Below are 18,436 nucleotides of genomic sequence, written 5' to 3'. Positions count from 1 at the left end.
CCTCTCTTCTTTTCCTTCCATGAAAACGCGAATACTAGGGGCCATGAGCACGATCGCACATGGCCCCCATTTTCAGTTCGAGACCGAGGCGCTGGCCGCCGGCGCGCTGCGCGTGGCCGGTGTGGACGAGGTGGGCCGTGGCCCGCTCGCCGGGCCGGTGACGGCGGCAGCGGTGATCCTAGACCCGGAGCGCATCCCCGAAGGCCTGAACGATTCCAAGGCGCTGACGGCGAAACGGCGCGCGGCGTTGCACGATGCGATCGTGGAGGTGGCCGAGATTTCGGTGGCCCATGCCAGCGTCGAGGAGATCGACGAGATCAACATCCTGCGGGCGGCACAGCTGGCGATGACACGGGCGCTGGAGAGCTTGTCGCGGCCGCCCTGCCTGGCACTGGTCGATGGCAACCTTCTGCCCCGTGACATGCCCTGCGAGGGGCACGCGATCGTCAAGGGCGACGCGGTTTGTCTGTCGATTTCGGCAGCCTCGATTGTGGCCAAAATAAGGCGCGATCGCCTCATGTGGGATTTGGCGCAACAGTATCCCGGCTATGGCTGGGAGACGAACGCGGGCTATGGCTCGAAAAGCCACATGGCCGCTTTGGAAAATCTTGGTGTGACCCCACACCATAGACGTTCGTTCAAGCCGGTCCACAATATCTTGTATCAAGAAAAAAACGTAACCGACTGATTCAAAAAGAAATTGACCGCGAATCGGCTTTGACTCATCCTTGGCTTCAACGACCAGAGCGCACAAGAAGGCGCCGGGACAGAGGCAGAAAAGATGACGACAAAGACCAAGAAGGGCGTGGAAACGCTCCCGTTGAATACTGTCCTTGGTGGCGATTGCATCGAGGTCATGAACGGCCTGCCGGAAGGCAGCGTCGACCTGATCTTCGCCGACCCTCCGTACAACCTGCAACTGCGCGGCGACCTGCAACGACCGGACAACAGTCAGGTGGATGCGGTCGATGACGCGTGGGACCAGTTTGCCAGTTTCGAGGTCTATGACCGCTTCACCCGCGACTGGCTGAAGGCCGCGCGGCGGCTCTTGAAGCCCAACGGTGCGATCTGGGTGATCGGATCCTATCACAACATCTTCCGGGTCGGCGCGGCGTTGCAGGACGCGGGCTTCTGGATCCTGAACGACGTGGTGTGGCGCAAATCGAACCCGATGCCGAATTTCCGCGGCAAGCGCCTGACCAACGCGCATGAGACGCTGATCTGGGCCAGCCGGGACGAGGCGGCGAAATACACGTTCAACTACGAGGCGCTGAAGTCGCTGAACGAAGGCATTCAGATGCGCAGTGACTGGGTTTTGCCCATTTGCACGGGGCACGAGCGGCTGAAGGACGATCAGGGCGAAAAGGCGCATCCGACGCAGAAGCCCGAGAGCCTGCTGCACCGTGTGTTGCTGGGCACGACCAATCCCGGCGACGTTGTGCTGGACCCGTTCTTTGGCACCGGCACCACGGGGGCCGTGGCCAAGATGCTGGGGCGCGAGTTTATCGGGATCGAGCGCGAGGAAGCCTATCGCAAGGTGGCCGAGAAACGGCTGGATAAGGTGCGGAAATATGACCGCGACGCGCTGCAGGTCAGCACGAGCAAGCGGGCCGAGCCGCGCGTGCCCTTCGGGCAGCTGATCGAGCGCGGGATGCTGCGCCCGGGCGAGGAGCTTCTGAGCATGAACGGGCGTCACAAGGCCAAGCTGCGCGCCGATGGCACGCTGGTGGGCGATGACGTCAAAGGCTCGATCCACCAGGTCGGCGCGGCGCTGGAAGGCGCGCCCAGCTGCAATGGCTGGACCTACTGGTGCATCAAGCGGGACGGTAAGCCCGTGTCCATCGACGTGTTCCGGCAGCAGATCCGGGCCGAGATGGCCGAACGCGCCAACTAGAGGTTTCCCAGAATTCAAGAACACCGCCGGTGCCTGTGGCCTGACACATGGCACTCACCTTGCCCCCGCCCATGACGGCGGGGGCTTTTTTCATGACGGTCAAATCAGGCGCTTGAGGTAGGTGCCGTAATTGGTTTTCTTGAATAGCTTCGAGCGGTCGGCAAGTTGGTCCCGGCTGATCCAGCCTTTTTCAAAGGCGATCTCCTCGGGGCAGCCGACCTGCTGGCCCTGCCTTTCCGACAGTGTGCGCACGAAATTGCCCGCATCCAGTAGGGAGCCGTGCGTGCCGGTGTCGAGCCAGGCATAGCCGCGACCCATCTGCTGGACGTTCAGCAGGCCGTCTTCGAGATACATGTCCAGAAGCGACGTGATCTCGAGCTCTCCGCGTTCGGAGGGCTTGACCCGGGCCGCGCGTTCGGGCGCCGTGCCGTCAAGGAAATAGAGCCCGGTGACCGCGTAGCTGGATGGTGGTTTGGGTGGTTTTTCGACGATCGTTTTGACAGTTCCGTCGGCGGCGAAGTCAACTACGCCATAGCGCTCAGGGTCGGCCACGCGGTAGCCGAAGACCGTGCCGCCGGTTTCCTGTGCGCTGGCCTCTGCCAGTTGCCGGGGCAGGCCGTGGCCGAAGAAGATGTTGTCCCCCAGCACCATCGCCGAGGGCGCGCCGGCTAGGAAATTTTCGGCCAAAATGTAAGCCTGGGCGAGCCCGTCGGGCGAGGGTTGTTCTATATAGGTCAGGCTGAGGCCCCATTGGGTGCCATCCCCCAAGGTGCGGATGAACTGAGCCTGATCCCCGGGTGTGGTGATGATGGCGATCTCGCGGATACCGGACAGCATGAGTACCGAGAGGGGGTAGTAGATCATCGGTTTGTCATAGACCGGCAGAAGCTGTTTCGATACGCCCATCGTGATCGGGTAAAGCCGCGTGCCGGAGCCGCCGGCGAGAATGATGCCTTTACGGGTCATGGGGTGCTTTCTCAGAGTCCGGAGCGGAACCTGTCCTGGACGTTGTAGAGTTTGACGCAGCGGTGGAACTGGTCCTGCATCGCCTTGGAGTAGTCGCGTTCAAGCATGGCCGCGATCTGGTCGATATACTTGGGTTGGAGTTGTGTGCGCAGCGACCAGGGCAGTTTCACCAAGTCCATGCAAAGCGCTTCGAAGCGGTCGTGGTCCATGTCGAGATCGACGGCGAAGATATTGCCGTTATTGGCGCTGGAGCGGATCCGCTTGTCGTCGGGGAACTGGTCGAACAGGTACTTCGGGCCGATGCCGAACATGACCTCCTGCAACTGGAACAGACGCAGGTCGTGATGCACCATAAGTTTCGGACCCGACATGCGGGGATAGAGTGACATCATGTCGACCATCGGCCAGGGATGCTGATGATTGGCGTCGATGAACGCCATGTCGAAGCTGCCCTCGACCTCGTGAATGTCGAGCGCGGTGCGGAACTTGATCAGCTCGACGTCAAGGCCTTTCCCGTCGAAGATTTCCGGCACGAGAAAGCCGTTGGGCTTGGACGTGTCGCCGAAGAACGTGTCGTCGTGATCCAGCGAGACGAGCCGCTTGCCGCCGTGGGCGGACATGAACCGCGCGATGAAGCCGGTGGAGATGCCCGATGCCATGCCGATCTCGACAAAGCTTTCGGGACGGTGTTCGGCGATCAGCGATTGGATGAAGTCGATCTCGTCGGGGGCAACGGTGCCATAGCCCGGCTTGCTGAGACGCTGGCAGATCGATTGAATCTCGGCAAGCGCGGCTGGACCCGACCCTGCGGGCCCGGTGGGGTCGACCTGCGTGTTCGCGGCGGTATCGTCGGGAACGCCTTTGCGGCCTTTGCCGAATAATCCAAGCATATCAAGCCTCCTTCAGGGCTTTCAGAATTTTGTCGAGCCCCGAAGGCCAATCGGGCTGGGACAGGCCGAACACTTCGTTGGTTGTGCGGCAATCGAGCCGGGAATTCAATGGCCGTGCCGCAGGTGTGGGGTAATCGCTGGTCGGGATGTCGCTCACCGCGCAGTCGAGCTCTGCGCTGTCAAAGATCGCACGCGCGAAGTCTGCCCAGCTGACAGACGGGGCGCCGGAGAAATGATATGTGCCGGAGGTTGCGGGCGCGCGGCAGAGCACATCGCCGATGTGCAGGCACGCGGCGGCGATGTCGCGCGCTGGAGTCGGCCCACCGATCTGGTCGGCGACGATGGCCAGGCCATCGCGTTCGGCCCCGAGCCGCAACATCGTCTTTATGAAGTTTGCCCCGTGCGCCGACACCACCCAAGACGTGCGCAGGATGGCGTGTACGCCGCCGGCGGCGCGCACGGCGTCCTCCCCCGCAAGTTTGGTGCGGCCATAGGCGTTTTGCGGGCAAACCGCGTCTGACGGAGCCCAGGGGCGGGTGCCACTACCATCGAAGACATAATCGGTCGAGATGTGGACAAAAGGCGTGCCCAATTGTGCCGCGGCTTCGGCCATGCGACCGGGCGCGACGCCGTTGATGATGTACGCCAGCGCCTCTTGTTCTTCGGCGCGGTCCACGGTGGTGTAGGCGGCGGCATTGATCACGAGATCTGGGCGATGCGCCTCGATGGCCGCGGCGCAGGTTTCGGGATCGGAAAGGTCGGCCTCGTCGCGTCCGAGGAAGATGGCGTCGGGTCTGGCCAGCCGCAATTCAGTTGCGACTTGCCCGTTGGTGCCGAAAACGAGTGTGGTCATGTGTCCTTCGTCGTGTCGTCGGGGTCTATGGGGTAGTCGAAGCGAGCATAGTCATCGGCATAGATGTCGGCCACACGGGCCATCACCTTGCGGGACAGCGGCACCTCGGGCAGGGCGTCGGGCAATCGGTCGGCCAAGCGATTTGCCGTGCCGATCTCGCGCGGGCCGTCCTCGGTGCCAGCCTGTCGGTCCAGCCAGGCGACCAGAGCGTCTAGCCCGTCCTCGATCCTGAAGACGATGGCGTCGGGGGGCACTGTCTCAACCATGGGGCGCAGGTGGCGGTGGAGGGCGTAGGGGGCCAGCACAAGGCTGCGCGGCAAAGTTTCGATCCAGCGGTGAAACGGCAGCGCAGCGGGCAGAGACCTTTCGACCTCGCGCTGGAAAAGGAACGCCGAGCGCAAGCGGAGAAGTGGGTGGCGCACGGTGGCGAAGATGGCGTCGAAAAGCGTGTTGGGCAAGAGGTCGCGCCGCACGGTTTCGGGCATGTGCTGAGGCGGAGACAGCGACCACGCGTCGCCATCGCTGCGCGCGGCATAGGCGCCGTCATGCATCCCCAGCGCACCGAAGCGGTCCATCATGTAGCGTTCCACCGCCGTGCCCGCGCATTTGGGCACATGCGCGAAGTAAAGAAACTTTCCGTTGGGCAGGCGGGCTATCGGCATGGCTTTCCAAACTAGCTTTTAAGGCTTGAAGGTCCAAAGATGAGCGGCAGATTTAGGGGTTCCTTGCCCATGCTAGAGGAGATGTAATCGGGGCCAGCTGATAGAACAGTTCGTTGGATTTCCTGTATCGGATCGCGAATTTGCATGATGAGTTCACTTTGCGAACCCCAGCCGCTGCCCCACGCCCTGCCGATCCTGCAATGCCCGCCACCAAGGCTCGTTGTCTAGATACCATTGCACGGTTCGTTCCAGGCCTTCTTCAACGGTAACGGACGGGCGCCAGCCCAATTCCTGCCGGATGCGCGTGGGGTCAATGGCATAGCGGGCGTCGTGGCCTGGACGGTCGGTGACGAAGGTGATCTGATCGGAATATGTGCCGCTGTCCTTGGGGCGCTTGCTGTCGAGAATTGTGCAGAGCGTCTGCACCAGCTCAAGGTTCGTGCGCTCGTTCTCGCCGCCTATGTTGTAGCTTTCGCCGACGGCGCCTTTTTGCAGAACCGTCAGAAGGGCCTCGGCGTGATCCTCGACATAGAGCCAGTCGCGCACGTTGGAGCCGTCGCCGTAGATCGGCAGGGGCTTGCCGGCGAGCGCGTTCAGGATGATGACCGGGATCAGCTTTTCGGGAAAGTGGTAAGGGCCGTAGTTGTTCGAACAATTGGTAAGCACCACGGGCAGGCCGTAGGTTTCGTGCCAGGCGCGCACCAGGTGGTCTGAGGCCGCCTTGGACGCCGAATAGGGCGAGCGGGGGTCATAGGGCGTGGTTTCGGTGAACATCCCCGTCGGCCCCAGCGAGCCGAACACCTCGTCCGTAGAGATATGGTGAAAGCGGAAGGCTTCGGGCCGACCGTTCGCGTCCCAATAGTCGCGGGCGGCTTCGAGCAGCGTGTAGGTGCCCATGACATTGGTGTCGATAAAGGCGCCGGGGCCGTCGATGGAGCGATCGACATGCGATTCGGCCGCCAGGTGCATGATGGCATCGGGTCGGTACCGCGCCAGCGTTGCGTCGAGCGCCGATCGGTCGCGGATATCGGCCCGCACAAAGCTGTAACCCGGATCGCCGGCCACTTCGGCGACGTTGTCGAGGCAGGCCGCATAGGTCAGGGCGTCGAGGTTGACCACTTCGTGGCCCTGTGTAATCGCCAGGCGCACGACCGCCGAGCCGATGAAGCCGGCGCCGCCTGTCACCAACATCTTCATTTCGGTCCTTCCCAAGTGAAGGGGCTGTCGAAATCGGCGAGCAGAGGAGCGGCGGCGTCCTTGTCGGACAGCACAGCGTCGCCCGAAAGGTTCCAGTCAATGCCGATATCGGGATCGTCGAAGCGCACCGCGCCATCGCACTCCGGAGCGTAGTAGTCACTGCACTTGTAAACGATCTCGGTGTCGGGTTCGCGCGTGGCGAACCCGTGCAGAAAGCCCTCGGGGATCAGCAGTTGCAAGCCGTTTTCGAAACTCAGCTCATAGCCGACCCATTGGCCGTAAGTCGGGCTGTCTTTGCGGATGTCCACGGCGACATCAAAGAGCCGTCCGCGACCGCAGCGCACCAGCTTGGCCTGCGCATGGGGGGGCGACTGGAAATGCAGGCCGCGCACGGTGCCGGTCTGTCCGGACAATGAATGGTTGTCCTGAACGAAGTCTATTTCGATCCCGTGCGCGGCGAGTGTCTTGCGATTCCAGCTTTCGCTGAAAAAGCCGCGGGTGTCGCCGAAGCGAGGCGGTTCGAGCAGCAATACGCCGGGCAGAGCGGTCTTGGTGATTTTCACTGAAACTTCCTTGTGACTTTGCCATGCGCTTAGCAATCGAGGGCGCGATTGTCACGTAAGAAGCCCGGCGGCCAACATCAGTCTGTCGGGAAACCGCCGGTATCAGGTGCGGTGTCTGACGATGGATCGGCTGTGCGATCGTTCTGCTCTTCGTTGCCGAGGTCGCGAAGAACATCTTGGGCGCTCAGGGTAACCGGCGCCAGAATGCGGCCAAGGCCCGGTACATCGACAAGGTGATAGTCAGGATTGCTCATGGTTTACCTTCCGAGTGTTGCCATTGTGAAAAGGCGATTCGAGCCGAACCGGTTTTCCAGGTGCATACGCGGCGTGGCGCCGGTAATGTCGATGGCCAAGTTGATGTTGCCATCGGGACCTGTCGTGCCAGTCAGCGGCCCGGTATGAAAAGTGATTTTGCCGACGGGATTCGAGAACATCTCTCCAAAATTCCCTGCGCCGTTCAGAGAGCCGGTGATCGAGAACAGGAAATAGTACCCCTGCACGTTCATGCCCAGCCACATCAGGATTCTCGCCGGGCTGGAAAACGGTATGTCGAAACTGTAGGTCGTATCGTCCATGATGAAGACGTCGCGAAAGAAAAGCTGGCCGCTGGGCACTTGAAGCGCGCCAATGTCGGCCGAGGCAATCAAAGCGGAATGGAACGTGGTGCCGTTGTTTGAAACCTTGAGCGCGAAGTCGTCGCTGCCGGTGGTGCCCATCTCGGCCCGGCCCGAGAAGCCGGTCTGAAACAGCAGGCTTGCGGTGTCCGAGGCGCCGTTTTTGTTGATCTTGAGCTGGTGGCCGGCGCTGTCATGCGTCAGAAGTGTGGCGTCGGCGGCGACGGCCAAACGATTCGTCGTGTCGGCGGATGCATTGAGACCGAGCTGCGGCAGAGTTTCGGGCAAGGCGATGTCCTGCCACGCGGTGCCGTCGAATCGTAGGGTCGCGCTGGTCGAAGCCACGTCGGCCCGCCAGCCGGTCCGCGGCGCGAAGAATTCCCAAACGCCATCAGTAAACAGCGCGATGGCATTGTCCTGCCCGGCCCATGCGCTCTGACCTGTCGGGGCCACGATATAGCGAGCGCCGTCGTCCGGATCCGAGGGCGGTGTGGCCAGATCGGCGCTTGTGACGGTGAGCTGTGTGACCGCGTCGAGAATGCGCAGCGCCTCGTTATGAGTGACGTGTTTTTGCGCCTGAGCCGGTTGGATAAGCGGCAGGCCGAGGGTGGGAGAAGTGTCGGACACGTGAACGATCCTTTGTTGCAAAGAGCCGCGACGAGAAATGACGTCGACGCTCCAACAAAGTGTAAAGCGACCGCGCTTTGCCACAGCGCGTTGACGCAACACCGAAACTTGAGGGCAGGTGGCAGAGGCCGGTTCAATTCAGCGAAAATTGGCCTGAAAAGCCCGCTTTGAGACGCAATCTTACTCCGCATGAGACCACGCGCCGGTGGTGTTGCTTGCCTTGAGGAAAGGGTGATCCCTACCTTTTCGAACACAGTGGAACGGAGTGAGGAATGCCGCGCGTCACATTGAACGGCCGGGGGGCTGTCCATGTTGCCGACAGCGAGCTGCTGGTAGGTCTGACGGACCTGGAGATTGGCATGGAAGGCGACAACCCGGTGCTGTACGCTGCGGCGCGGGGCGGCGGCGCGTTGAGCCGTTTCGCGCTGGGAAGCGGGGACGGTCCGGCCAGCCTGCAAAGCAGTTGGGACATTCCCGCCGGGCTTTTGCAGCTTGAAAGTTCGGATATCGCCCTTGTCGACGGAGCGGGTGGCGTCACCGGGGTGATGGTGGCCGGGCTGGCTGATGACGATCTGCGCGGGCGCGTCGATACCGGCGGCGGACTTGGCGGTTCGATGGTGTATGACGCCGGCGCCTTCGATCTTGGTGACATTAGCGAAATCGCGATGGCGCCGGACGGTGTGTCCGGCTTGGCAGCGTTGCGGGGCGGGGGGCTTGTGCAATTGTCATTCGCAGGCAACGGACAGGTTTCGGTGCTTGCGCCGGCCGGCCTGGGGGCATTGAGCAGTCAAAGAGCCAGCGCAGTAGCGTGGATCGAGACCGGCGGGACCGATTATTCTGTCGTTACCTATGGCGGATCGAATGATGCCGCACTGCTGCAAGCGGGCAGCAACGGGCGTCTGTCGTTGGTAGATATAGTGGGGTCAACCGACGGCGCCTGGATCAACCGGCCGGGTGCGGTGGCGATACTGACCGCGGCGGACGGCGTCAGTTACGCTGTCGTGGCGGCCTCGGGGAGTTCGTCTTTGACGGTTCTGGCAATCGAGGGCAACAGTCTGCGCCCCGTGGAACACGTGGTCGACAGCCTGGACACCCGGTTTGACGACGCCGATCACCTGGCGATCATGGAAATTGCCGGCCAGCCTTTTATCGTCGCGGCGGGCAGTGACCGCGGCCTGACCGTGATGTCGCTTTTGCCGGGCGGCCAATTGTTGGAGGTGGCGACAATCCCGGCCAGCCTGGAAACGCCGCTGAACGGGATTTCGGCGCTGGACGCGGTTGTGGTGGGCGATATGGCCCGCATTTTTGTGGCGACGCAGTGGGCGCCCTACCTAGTGGAGTTCGAGTTCGCACTTGGGAACGCAGGTCTGACACTGGCGGGCAATGCAGGGGCAGACCGGCTGACCGGAACGGGCGGCGACGACATGATCGTTGGGGCCGCAGGCAACGATACGATGTCCGGCGGTGCAGGGGACGACGTGATATCGGACGGAGCCGGGGCCGATATCCTGACCGGAGGCGCTGGCGCGGACATTTTCGTGCTTGGTGCAGACGGGCAGATCGACCGGATCAATGACTATCAGCCCGGCACAGACCGGATCGAGTTGCAGGGACCGCAGCCGGGTTTGGGCGCCGACGATATACGCGTCGTCAGCCGAAGCTGGGGTGCCGAACTGCATATCGGGGACGAGATGGTGCGGGTCTACTCTGCGAGCGGTGCGTCCTTGTCCCTGTCCGATTTCGCAGGCGGTGCGGTCGGCATGACCGCCAGCATTTCAACCCGTTTGTCGGACTACCCCGATGACAGCCCGGATTTCGGGCCGGAAACCGGCAGTGCCCTGGCACCGACCTTGCGCTATCAAAGACCTTCTTTCGATTTCCCGCAGCTGCCCGAGCCGTACGTGGCCGTCAACCCGGCCAGTGCGCAGATGGGCGGCCACGGACATGACGTATTACGGGGGGCTCAGACCGCAAGCCAGATTTCCGGTGGCGGCGGCAATGACCGGATCGTCGGCTACAACGGCGCCGATATTCTGACCGGTGCCGCCGGGTTCGACACGATCATCGGCCATGGTGGCAACGACACGATCTCTGGCGGCGGCAACGCAGACGAGATCGAGGGCCGGGCGGGCGATGACGTCATCACCGGAGGCGACGGGTACGACTATCTGCGCGGGGATGCCGGCAACGATTCAATGTGGGGTGGGCGCGGGCCCGATCGTATCTGGGGCGGCGACGGTGATGATTGGATCGATGCCGGATTCAACTATGGAACGTCTGTCGACGGGGTCGAAGGCGGTGCCGGCAACGATACCATCTTTGGGGGTGTCGGCTTCGACTTGTTGATCGGTGGGACTGGCGCAGACGCGATCGACGGGGGACTGAATGCCGACAACATATTCGGTGAAGATGGCGCGGACATGCTTTACGGAAATGACGGCTTCGACCGGCTGTTCGGCGGCGCTGGCGATGACCAATTGTATGGCGGTGACGGACCCGACACTCATTTCGGCCAAGGCGACAACGATCGCATGTGGGGTGGCGCGGGCAACGACCGGTTTTTCGGAGGTACGGGCAGCGACTTTATCGTCGGCGAGGATGGCAACGACACCCTAGGCGGAAACGCTGGGTTCGACACGCTGATCGGTGGCGCGGGCGACGATCTGCTTTACGGTGATTTCAATGCAGATCGCTTTGTCTTCGATACGGGTCACGGCCACGATACGGTTGTCGGCTTCGACGCATTGAACGCGCTGGAGGTTCTGGATTTCAGCGATCTGAACATGTTCTCTGCTACGTCGGACGTCATGGCGCAAGCGGCACTGGTGGGCAACAACGTGGTGATTGCCACGGGCGTGGACAGCTCGATCACGTTGATCGGTGTCAGCTATGGCGACCTCGATGGCACGGACTTCCTGTTCTAGGCGTCAGGACTGGCTGTCGATCCACTTTCGACACTGCACAAGGCTTTGATTGATGACCTGATGCATGTCGAGATACTGGTATGTGCCGCATCGCCCGATAAAGCTGAGCCTGTCATGACGGGCCGCTTCGTCGGCGTAGCGGCGATACACGTCCTGAAAGCGGCCGTCGGCGGTTTTAACCGGGTAATACCGCTCGAAATTGTTCTCTTCGTAAGAGCACGGTTCTTCCAAGGTCACGGTCGTATCGGGCCCCCGGTCCACCTCGTGGCTGGGCAGAAGGGCCCAGCGTGTTTCGCGCGTCATGGGGCCATCGTCGGTGTAATTGACCACGGCTGTGCCGTCGATCTGGTCGCGCGGGCGAGTTTGGGTGTGGAAGCGGATCGAGCGATACGGCAGCGCGCCGAAGCACTGGTCGAAATATTCGTCGATCGCCATGGAGTTGAAGCACCAATGTGCGTCCGCTTGCATCGCCTTGTCGAAGGCGGTGCCGAGGGTGACCGATATGTTGGGATGATCGAGGATGCTGTCGAACAGCGCCGTGTAACCATCGCGGGGCAGCACCTGATACGTGTCGTCCGGGAAATAGTCACTGGTGTAGTCGTGGCGCAGTGGAATACGGCGGACCACCGAGGCGTCCATGTCTTCCAGTTCCAGCCCCCACATCTTGCGGGTATAGGGCCGGAAGAAAAGGTCGGTCAGGGTCGGACCGATACGGCTGAGAAGATGCTCTGCCGCATTTGCCGGGTTCTTGATCGGCTGAGCGACGGATTCCAAAAGTGCGTTCACCGCCTCGGCGTCGGGAAGCGACACATCGTAGAGGATTTCCAGCGTGCGTCGGTTGACCGGGAGCGGCACAAGACGCCCATCGTCCAACTGGGCCGTCACGCTGTGGCGATAGGGAACCATCGCGCCAAAGCGGGAGATCCAGTCGAAAACCTCCTTGTTCTGCGTGTGAAACAAGTGCGGACCATAAGTGTGGACGCGCACGCCGTTGGCATCCACCGCATCATGCGCGTTACCCGCGATGTGAATACGCCGGTCGATGATCTCGACCTGCCAGCCGGCTTCTGCCAAGGTACGGCCATAGACAGCGCCGGCAAAGCCCGCTCCCACGATAAGAACTGGGCGGGGTCCGTGAAGGGAGGGTGTCTGGTTCAACTGCGCTCCTTCAGGAGCTTGTCGAGCGCCTTGAGGTCGATTTCGGGTTGGCTCTCGGAATTCTGATGGCCGTTGAACCCGGCCACGTCATGCCCCGCGGCGACAGCGCAGCGTGCGATGAAAGCCGGCCCGCGCGGAGCGCCCGCAATTTCGGTAAAGCGACTGCCGGAGGGCATCATAATCATGTTCATGAGCCCGGCCCCGTGGACGCCGAGGATGTCGGTGGTGTTGGCCCAGAGGGCGAACTGATCTTCGACATCCAATTTCGAGACCTCGATCACCTCATAGCCATGTTTTTCCGCCAGCGACTCGTAGTCGTCCATGTTGACGAACTCGCGCCCGCCACCGCCCTTGCCGTCGCGGCGCGAGACGCAGACCTTGCGCGATGTGCCATCACGATAAGGGGTGAGCGCGGTGCGCAGGCGGTCGGCCAGAGTTGCGATGGCGGCCGGGTTGAACCGCGTGGACGAGCAAAAATTCGCAGGCCACAAAAGCTCTTCAACCTCGTAGGTGCGGCCAGGGGCAAGTTCGACGATCTGGTATCCGTCGAACACCTTTTCCAGAAGGGCGCGCTGCATCGGGAAGCGACAGCGCGGGGCCAGTATCTTGTGTTCGGCAGGGTCGATTGCGCCGACCTCATCGTAATGGATGCGTGACAGCACGTCGTGAATGAAGTGTCCGTAATTCGCTGCCGCGTTCGTGATCAGCGAGAATGCCTTGCCCGGCATATCTTCGCGCGGGCCGCGGGCGTTGATCAGCGCCTCGCCGGTGTCTTGGTCGAGATATTTCAGGGTCGTTCGAACGTGTCGCTGCTGCCAGGGTTCAAGATGAAATGCGCCGTCGTAGTAGTTGTATAGACCACCTGGTATGAGCACGGACCCATCCGCGAAAAGCTGTGCGCCATGGATCACTGCGGCCCGTGTGGGCAAGAGCTCCTGTGGGTTGCGCCAGTTGTCGGGGAGACCGGGATACGCCTTGGCGTCGGTCAGGTCGAGCGGCGCGGCTGCGTCGTCAAAGCGCCGGATGTCGTGCCCCGCCTCTTCCATCTGGTCGAAGGTGACGTGGCGGACATGGGACAGTGTCAGGCCGTCTGTAGGGATTTCGGGGCGCGCATCGGGCACCATCTCGGTGACGATCTGCGGCACTTTCTGATCCGGGCGGCGGCGGGGGGCGCGGGCGACAACCTGTTCGGAAGCAGGAACGAACGCGAGGAATTCGGGCACGCGGTCGGTGCGCGCGCAGAATTCCATGAAGGCGCGATGCTCGTCGCGCTCCCAGCCCGGGAAATTCAGGTACTCGTCGAAGACAATGATGGTGTCATCGTCGATCTGGCGTTCCAGTTCGGTAAAAATCGTAACCGTGCCGGAATAGATGTCGCAATCGACATGCAGAAGCTTCACGCGCTCGGGGTGGGCAGCGACGAAGCCAGGCAGCGTGTCTTCGAACAGGCCGACGACCAGTTCCACATTCTTGCGCACCTTGGGCAGCGCATCCTGCGCAAAGGCGCCCTTGGGAAAGCCGGGGCGCCAGGTTTCTGGCAGGCCGGTGAACACGTCGAAGCCGTGGACCGGGCCTTTGTGCAGGTCGGCCAGTTGGTTGACCGTCCCGCCAGAGGCAACGCCGAATTCAAGCACGAGACCGTCGCCTTTGGCTTGAGCCATGGCCCACGGATACATCTGGGTTTTTTCGGGGAATGGACGCGCATGGGTGAAATTCGCGCTGGCAAAAGCCGCAGACGTCTGGGCGGCGAGGAAGTTGCCGACATCCATGATGTTGTGATGCTTGCCGATCCCCGGGAAGAGGCGCGCGGGCGGCTGCGGTCCGCGCTGGGCGGGCTGGGCCTGTGCGGCGGCAGGCGCAGCCGGAGCCGACGGGGAAGCGAGCCGGCGGCTCAGGGAATGCAGAAGTCTTTTCATGTGCGCGCGTAGACGTCCTCGTAACGGGTTATGTCATCTTCACCGAGGTAGCTGCCGGTCTGAACTTCGATCAAAACCATCGGCACCTTGCCGGGGTTTTCCATGCGGTGTACCGCACCGAGCGGGATGTAGACCGATTGGTTTTCGGTGACCAACTCTTCCTTGCCGTCGATGGTGACCTTGGCGGTACCTTGGACTACGATCCAATGTTCTGAGCGGTGATTGTGACTTTGCAGGCTGAGGGCGGCGCCGGGATGTACGTGAATGCGCTTGACTTGGAAGCGGCCGCCGAGGGCGAGGCACTCGAACCAGCCCCATGGGCGGTGATCCTTGGGGAACTGGGTCGCCTGTGTGGCGGATTTCTTCTTGAGCGCGGCGACGGCTTTCTTCACGCTTTGGGCCTCGGAAGCGTGGGCCACCAAAACCGCGTCGGGCATGGCGACCGCCACGATATCCTTCAGCCCGATGCCGACGAGTTCAAGTTGATCGGATTCCGATCGCAACAGCGTGTTCTGGCAGTCGAGTGCCGTGGCGGGGCCGCTTGTGGCGACGCCAGAGCCGTCTTGCGGGCTTTCGCGCCAGATGGCGTCCCAGCCGCCAAGATCCGACCACCCATGCGTCAGCGGCACGGCCGACAGGTTGCTTGAGCGTTCCATCACGGCAAAGTCGATCGAGATATCCTCGACCGTTGCCCAGGGTTTGGGTGCGAGACGCAAAAAGCCCAGGTCTGGCTTTGCTTCGTCCACCGCGGCACGCACCGGGTCGATCAGGTGTGGCGCGGCGTCGGCATAGGCGGCCAGAATATCGCTGGCCCGGAAGAGGAAAATGCCGCCGTTCCACAGGTGGCGCCCGTCGGCGACCATCTCGGCTGCGCGCGTGGCGTCCGGTTTCTCGATAAAACCGGACAGTGGGATGGGGCTCGTTCCGTCGGGATCCTCGGCAAGTTCGAGGTAGCCATAGCCGGTCTCAGGATAATCTGGCATGATGCCGAAAGTGACCAACTGGCCGGCCTCGGCTGCAGGCACCCCGGCCCTGACGGCATCCCGAAACGCATCGGGATCGCTGACTGCATGGTCGCAGGGCGCCACCAGCATCAACCCGTCAGGATCGGTTTTTGAGACCAGAAGTGCCGCCGCGAGGATCGCCGGCGCGGTATTGCGCGCCTCGGGTTCCAGCAGGATGGTGCCGGGATCGACGCCGGTTTCCTGCAGCTGTTCGGCGACGATGAATCTGAAGTCGGATGCGGTAATCACCAGCGGTGCCGCAAAATCGGGCCCCGAAAGGCGCCGCGCAGAGCGTTGGAACAACGTGTCCTCGCCCCAGATCGGCACAAACTGCTTGGGGTATGATTTCCGGCTCAGCGGCCAAAGCCGGGTCCCCGAGCCGCCGCACAGAAGCACTGGTGTGATCATCTCGCCTTGCCCTTTGTCACTCGTGTAGTCTTTCATTCGGAAACGACGCCACCGTCAGCACGCTCTTATCCTGCTGGAACCACCATTTACAGGAGGTTTTTCGGATCCGACAGTGCGGAGTGTGAAACGGTCAGAAGGAGTCATTCGGCAACCTCGGCGCGCCCAAGAAGATGCCATACCAGATCCTCAAAGGCTTTGGCCTGATCGCGGAAACTGCGTATGCCCGTGACGGGATCTATCCCGCGCGCCGCGTTCAGGCGCTTCTCGAGGCGGGATTGCAAGACCTTTGGCGGGGCGCCGATCGGTATGAGGTCAGCGCGTTCGGCCGCGACGTGTTCGGTGGTGCCGCCACTGTCGGTCTGGATCACGTCGATGCCGCGGGCCAGCGCCTCGCGGATGGCAAGGCCGAAGGTTTCCTTCCATTGCGACATGAAGAGCAGCACGTCGATATTGGCGTAAAAGTCGTCCATCCGGTCCTGCGAGAAACGCGGCACGACCCGCCATTCGCCAGGCAGGTCCGAAAAGTCATGCCCGCGCCACCAGCTTCCGCCGATGCTGCCGTCGACAAGATCGACGCGGAAATCGGCGCGCTCCAGTTTCTGAAACGCGGCCCGGATGGTGGGCCATCCCTTGATCTGGGAAGGCCCGCCAAGAAAAGCGAAGGCCAGGCGCGGATCACGGTCCCGCCGGGCTTGCTGGCGGGTGAAGAACGTAGGCCCCGGCAATTGCACGCCGTTTTCCCATACGATCCCACGTCCTGGAGCAAGACCGGACGATTCGCAAAGCTCCAGGGCAAAGCGGCTGGGATAGGTGACGGTGTGGGCGAGTTCGGCAGCCTCTTGCAGGGCGAAAAAGCGGGTGCGCGTAGCGTCATGATCACTGACGCATCCCTTGCACGCCTCCACATCCACCGGGAATTGCCCGCAATACGTATCGTCCATCCGGACCATGAACTGGCGTTCGCAGATCCACCAGAAATCATGGATCGACACAATGATCGGAACGCTGGCGCGATCAGCGGCCCGCAACGCGCCGACGCCCATTTCTTGAATGCAATGCACATGCATCAGATCGGGCGACAGATCCGCGATCAGGTCTTCGAGGATGGTCTCGACCCGGGGATTGTCCCAGAACTCCCTGACGCTGCGTCCCGGCGGCATGTTGATCAGGTAATTGTTGATCCCGTTCACCTGGGATCGGATGACCGTGTAGGCCGCTATTTCTGCCCGTGCGATCAGTGATACGGCGCTGATGCGCGCCCGGCCGCCGTTATGCAGAGCGCGGGCGATTTCCTCGGCGACCACGGTGGCGCCGCCGTAGGAGAATGGCGCGAAAAATATGTTCGCGATCAGGATATGAGGCTGTCTGCCGGTCATGTCTCAATCCAGTCCAGTACTGCCTGATCGATGATATGCGGCCCTGGTTGGGCCGCCCATCGCGATTCAAGTTTTCTTCGTGCCGCATGTCCCATTTCGTGGGTCGTTGCCCGATTAATGGACAGTTTTTCCAGCAGTCCGCGCCAGTCCGCCGAAGTCCGGGCAATATGGCCGGTGACTCCGTGCTCGATGAGGCATTTCAAGTCGCCGACATCGCTGACGATAGACGTAAGCCCGACCGATGACGCGTCGATGACACGCACGGCGCTTTTGCAGCGGTTGAAGATATCGTCCTGAAGCGGCATCACCGCCACATTTCCGGCAGCCAGGTGGGTTAGGTATTCCTTGTAGGGCAGGAACTTGTAATGCTCGGTGCGGCTTTGCAGGGCGGGCGGCAAAAGCTCTGTCCGGAAATGGCCCAAGATGCGGAGGCGGCGATCGGGTGCTGCGGCGACGAAATCGGCAACCGCATCGGCGATGATCTCGAAATCGGCCTCGTGTCCCTGGGAGCCGCTTGCAAAGACCAGTCGGAAGAGGCCGTCGTCGTCCGATTCCTCGATCTCGTTCATCGCGGCGCGGCCATCCGACAACGTGCTTTCGTCGGCGAAGTTGCGCCGCATGTGAACGGGGCGGCTGGTAAAAAGACGCGCATGCTCGACAAGGCCGGGGGTGGACACGGTGACTACGTCGGCACTGTTCATCATCTCGGCATAGCGTGGCGCGACCGACAAAAAATGCGCCTTCAGCCCCGGATCGAGCGCGGTCATGTTGTTGTAGTTCTCGTAAGCCGAGACCGAGAACAGTGGGTCGTCGATATCGTACAGAACCGGCAGTCCGAGCCGCCGTGCCTCATAGCGGTACATCTGGGTCAAGGGCATGGCCTCGAGCCGGTATTCGCAAAGATGGGTGGCGGTCTGGAGCAACTGGGCCGAGCGTGGGATGTCGCCGTAGTGCGAATAGTCGCATTCCACTCCCTGCGCGCGCCAAAAATCGGCAAGTTGCTCGATCCGGTACTTGCGGCACTGGGGCAGATTCAGGTCGCCGATCAGTGCGATCCTGGGCGGTCTGGTGCGGTCGCGAATCACGTGAAAGCCTCCGCCGCGGGCCATGTCAGCCCAGACGCCCTGAAGATAGGCCTCGGGTCTGTGGCCCTGCGCCTCGGAGTGGTTGAGATGGCTTGCGCCGATCCCCTGCAAACGCCGCGCCGTATAGAGTTGAGCCTTGCGCAGGGCAGACCGAAAACCTTCTTGCTTGATGGTCGAGACGAACCGGCGGGCCAGCGACAGGTAAAGGGATTGCTTCATTAAGGGTCCGGTTTCAAGCTTTGCAACTGAGGTCCGAATAAACTAATCCAACATCGATCACCACAGGGGACGGCGCAAGG

At 61.9% G+C, this 18,436-nt stretch carries 16 protein-coding genes; 3 read left to right on the top strand and 13 right to left on the bottom strand.

What is annotated here, in order from left to right; all coding sequences use genetic code 11:
* The first annotated feature begins 43 nt into the window (after positions 1-43).
* Together FIU86_RS17735 and FIU86_RS17730 are read left to right on the top strand one after the other, a co-directional pair.
* Positions 44-688 carry a ribonuclease HII gene (locus FIU86_RS17735; RefSeq protein WP_152476293.1) on the top strand — a complete coding sequence of 215 codons (645 nt, stop codon included), beginning with the start codon at positions 44-46 and terminating at the stop codon, positions 686-688.
* Between the two features lie 93 nt (positions 689-781).
* Positions 782-1,894, top strand: coding sequence for a site-specific DNA-methyltransferase (locus FIU86_RS17730; protein ID WP_152476292.1), 1,113 nt, complete (start codon positions 782-784; stop codon positions 1,892-1,894).
* Positions 1,895-1,993: 99 nt separating this feature from the next.
* Here FIU86_RS17730 and rfbA read toward each other — a convergent pair whose 3' ends face one another.
* The 8 genes from rfbA to FIU86_RS17695 form a co-directional block, all read right to left on the bottom strand.
* Positions 1,994-2,860, bottom strand: a complete 867-nt coding sequence (rfbA, locus tag FIU86_RS17725) for a glucose-1-phosphate thymidylyltransferase RfbA (protein ID WP_152476291.1) — start codon at positions 2,858-2,860, stop codon at positions 1,994-1,996.
* An 11-nt stretch (positions 2,861-2,871) separates the two neighbouring features.
* On the bottom strand, positions 2,872-3,750 hold the full coding sequence (locus FIU86_RS17720; RefSeq protein WP_152476290.1) for a class I SAM-dependent methyltransferase: 879 nt from the start codon (positions 3,748-3,750) through the stop codon (positions 2,872-2,874).
* A gap of 1 nt (position 3,751) precedes the next feature.
* Positions 3,752-4,603, bottom strand: coding sequence for a dTDP-4-dehydrorhamnose reductase (gene rfbD, locus FIU86_RS17715; protein WP_152476289.1), 852 nt, complete (start codon positions 4,601-4,603; stop codon positions 3,752-3,754).
* A complete protein-coding gene (locus tag FIU86_RS17710) occupies positions 4,600-5,265 on the bottom strand; it encodes a sulfotransferase family 2 domain-containing protein (RefSeq protein ID WP_152476288.1) in 666 nt (221 codons plus the stop codon). Before FIU86_RS17710 ends, rfbD begins: the two co-directional genes overlap by 4 nt.
* Before the next feature lie 153 nt (positions 5,266-5,418).
* Entirely contained in the window at positions 5,419-6,462 is a 1,044-nt protein-coding gene (rfbB, locus tag FIU86_RS17705) for a dTDP-glucose 4,6-dehydratase (RefSeq protein WP_152476287.1), read from the bottom strand.
* Positions 6,459-7,025, bottom strand: a complete 567-nt coding sequence (gene rfbC / locus FIU86_RS17700; RefSeq protein ID WP_152476286.1) for a dTDP-4-dehydrorhamnose 3,5-epimerase — start codon at positions 7,023-7,025, stop codon at positions 6,459-6,461. Before rfbC ends, rfbB begins: the two co-directional genes overlap by 4 nt.
* Positions 7,026-7,102: 77 nt before the next feature.
* Positions 7,103-7,279, bottom strand: a complete 177-nt coding sequence (locus FIU86_RS22635; protein WP_172977545.1) for a hypothetical protein — start codon at positions 7,277-7,279, stop codon at positions 7,103-7,105.
* A 3-nt stretch (positions 7,280-7,282) separates the two neighbouring features.
* On the bottom strand, positions 7,283-8,266 hold the full coding sequence (locus tag FIU86_RS17695) for a DUF2793 domain-containing protein (protein WP_152476285.1): 984 nt from the start codon (positions 8,264-8,266) through the stop codon (positions 7,283-7,285).
* A gap of 272 nt (positions 8,267-8,538) precedes the next feature.
* Here FIU86_RS17695 and FIU86_RS17690 point away from each other — a divergent pair, with 272 nt between their 5' ends.
* Positions 8,539-11,190: a calcium-binding protein gene (locus FIU86_RS17690; RefSeq protein ID WP_152476284.1), complete on the top strand. Its 2,652-nt coding sequence runs from the start codon at positions 8,539-8,541 to the stop codon at positions 11,188-11,190.
* A gap of 3 nt (positions 11,191-11,193) precedes the next feature.
* Here the strand turns inward: FIU86_RS17690 and FIU86_RS17685 are convergent, their stop codons facing one another.
* The 5 genes from FIU86_RS17685 to FIU86_RS17665 all read right to left on the bottom strand — a co-directional run bounded on the left by FIU86_RS17685 (position 11,194) and on the right by FIU86_RS17665 (position 18,356).
* Positions 11,194-12,348: a UDP-galactopyranose mutase gene (locus FIU86_RS17685; RefSeq protein ID WP_152476283.1), complete on the bottom strand. Its 1,155-nt coding sequence runs from the start codon at positions 12,346-12,348 to the stop codon at positions 11,194-11,196.
* Positions 12,345-14,264, bottom strand: a complete 1,920-nt coding sequence (locus FIU86_RS17680; protein WP_152476282.1) for a glycosyltransferase 61 family protein — start codon at positions 14,262-14,264, stop codon at positions 12,345-12,347. Before FIU86_RS17680 ends, FIU86_RS17685 begins: the two co-directional genes overlap by 4 nt.
* Positions 14,261-15,676: a mannose-1-phosphate guanylyltransferase/mannose-6-phosphate isomerase gene (locus FIU86_RS17675; RefSeq protein WP_152477221.1), complete on the bottom strand. Its 1,416-nt coding sequence runs from the start codon at positions 15,674-15,676 to the stop codon at positions 14,261-14,263. Before FIU86_RS17675 ends, FIU86_RS17680 begins: the two co-directional genes overlap by 4 nt.
* 140 nt (positions 15,677-15,816) lie before the next feature.
* Complete coding sequence (locus FIU86_RS17670) at positions 15,817-17,052, bottom strand: glycosyltransferase (protein WP_152476281.1); 1,236 nt, start codon at positions 17,050-17,052, stop codon at positions 15,817-15,819.
* A complete protein-coding gene (locus FIU86_RS17665; protein ID WP_152476280.1) occupies positions 17,049-18,356 on the bottom strand; it encodes a hypothetical protein in 1,308 nt (435 codons plus the stop codon). Before FIU86_RS17665 ends, FIU86_RS17670 begins: the two co-directional genes overlap by 4 nt.
* Positions 18,357-18,436: the final 80 nt, after the last annotated feature.

The organism is Roseovarius sp. THAF9, assembly GCF_009363715.1.
GTDB lineage: Bacteria > Pseudomonadota > Alphaproteobacteria > Rhodobacterales > Rhodobacteraceae > Roseovarius.
This window is presented reverse-complemented; position numbering and strand designations above follow the sequence as displayed.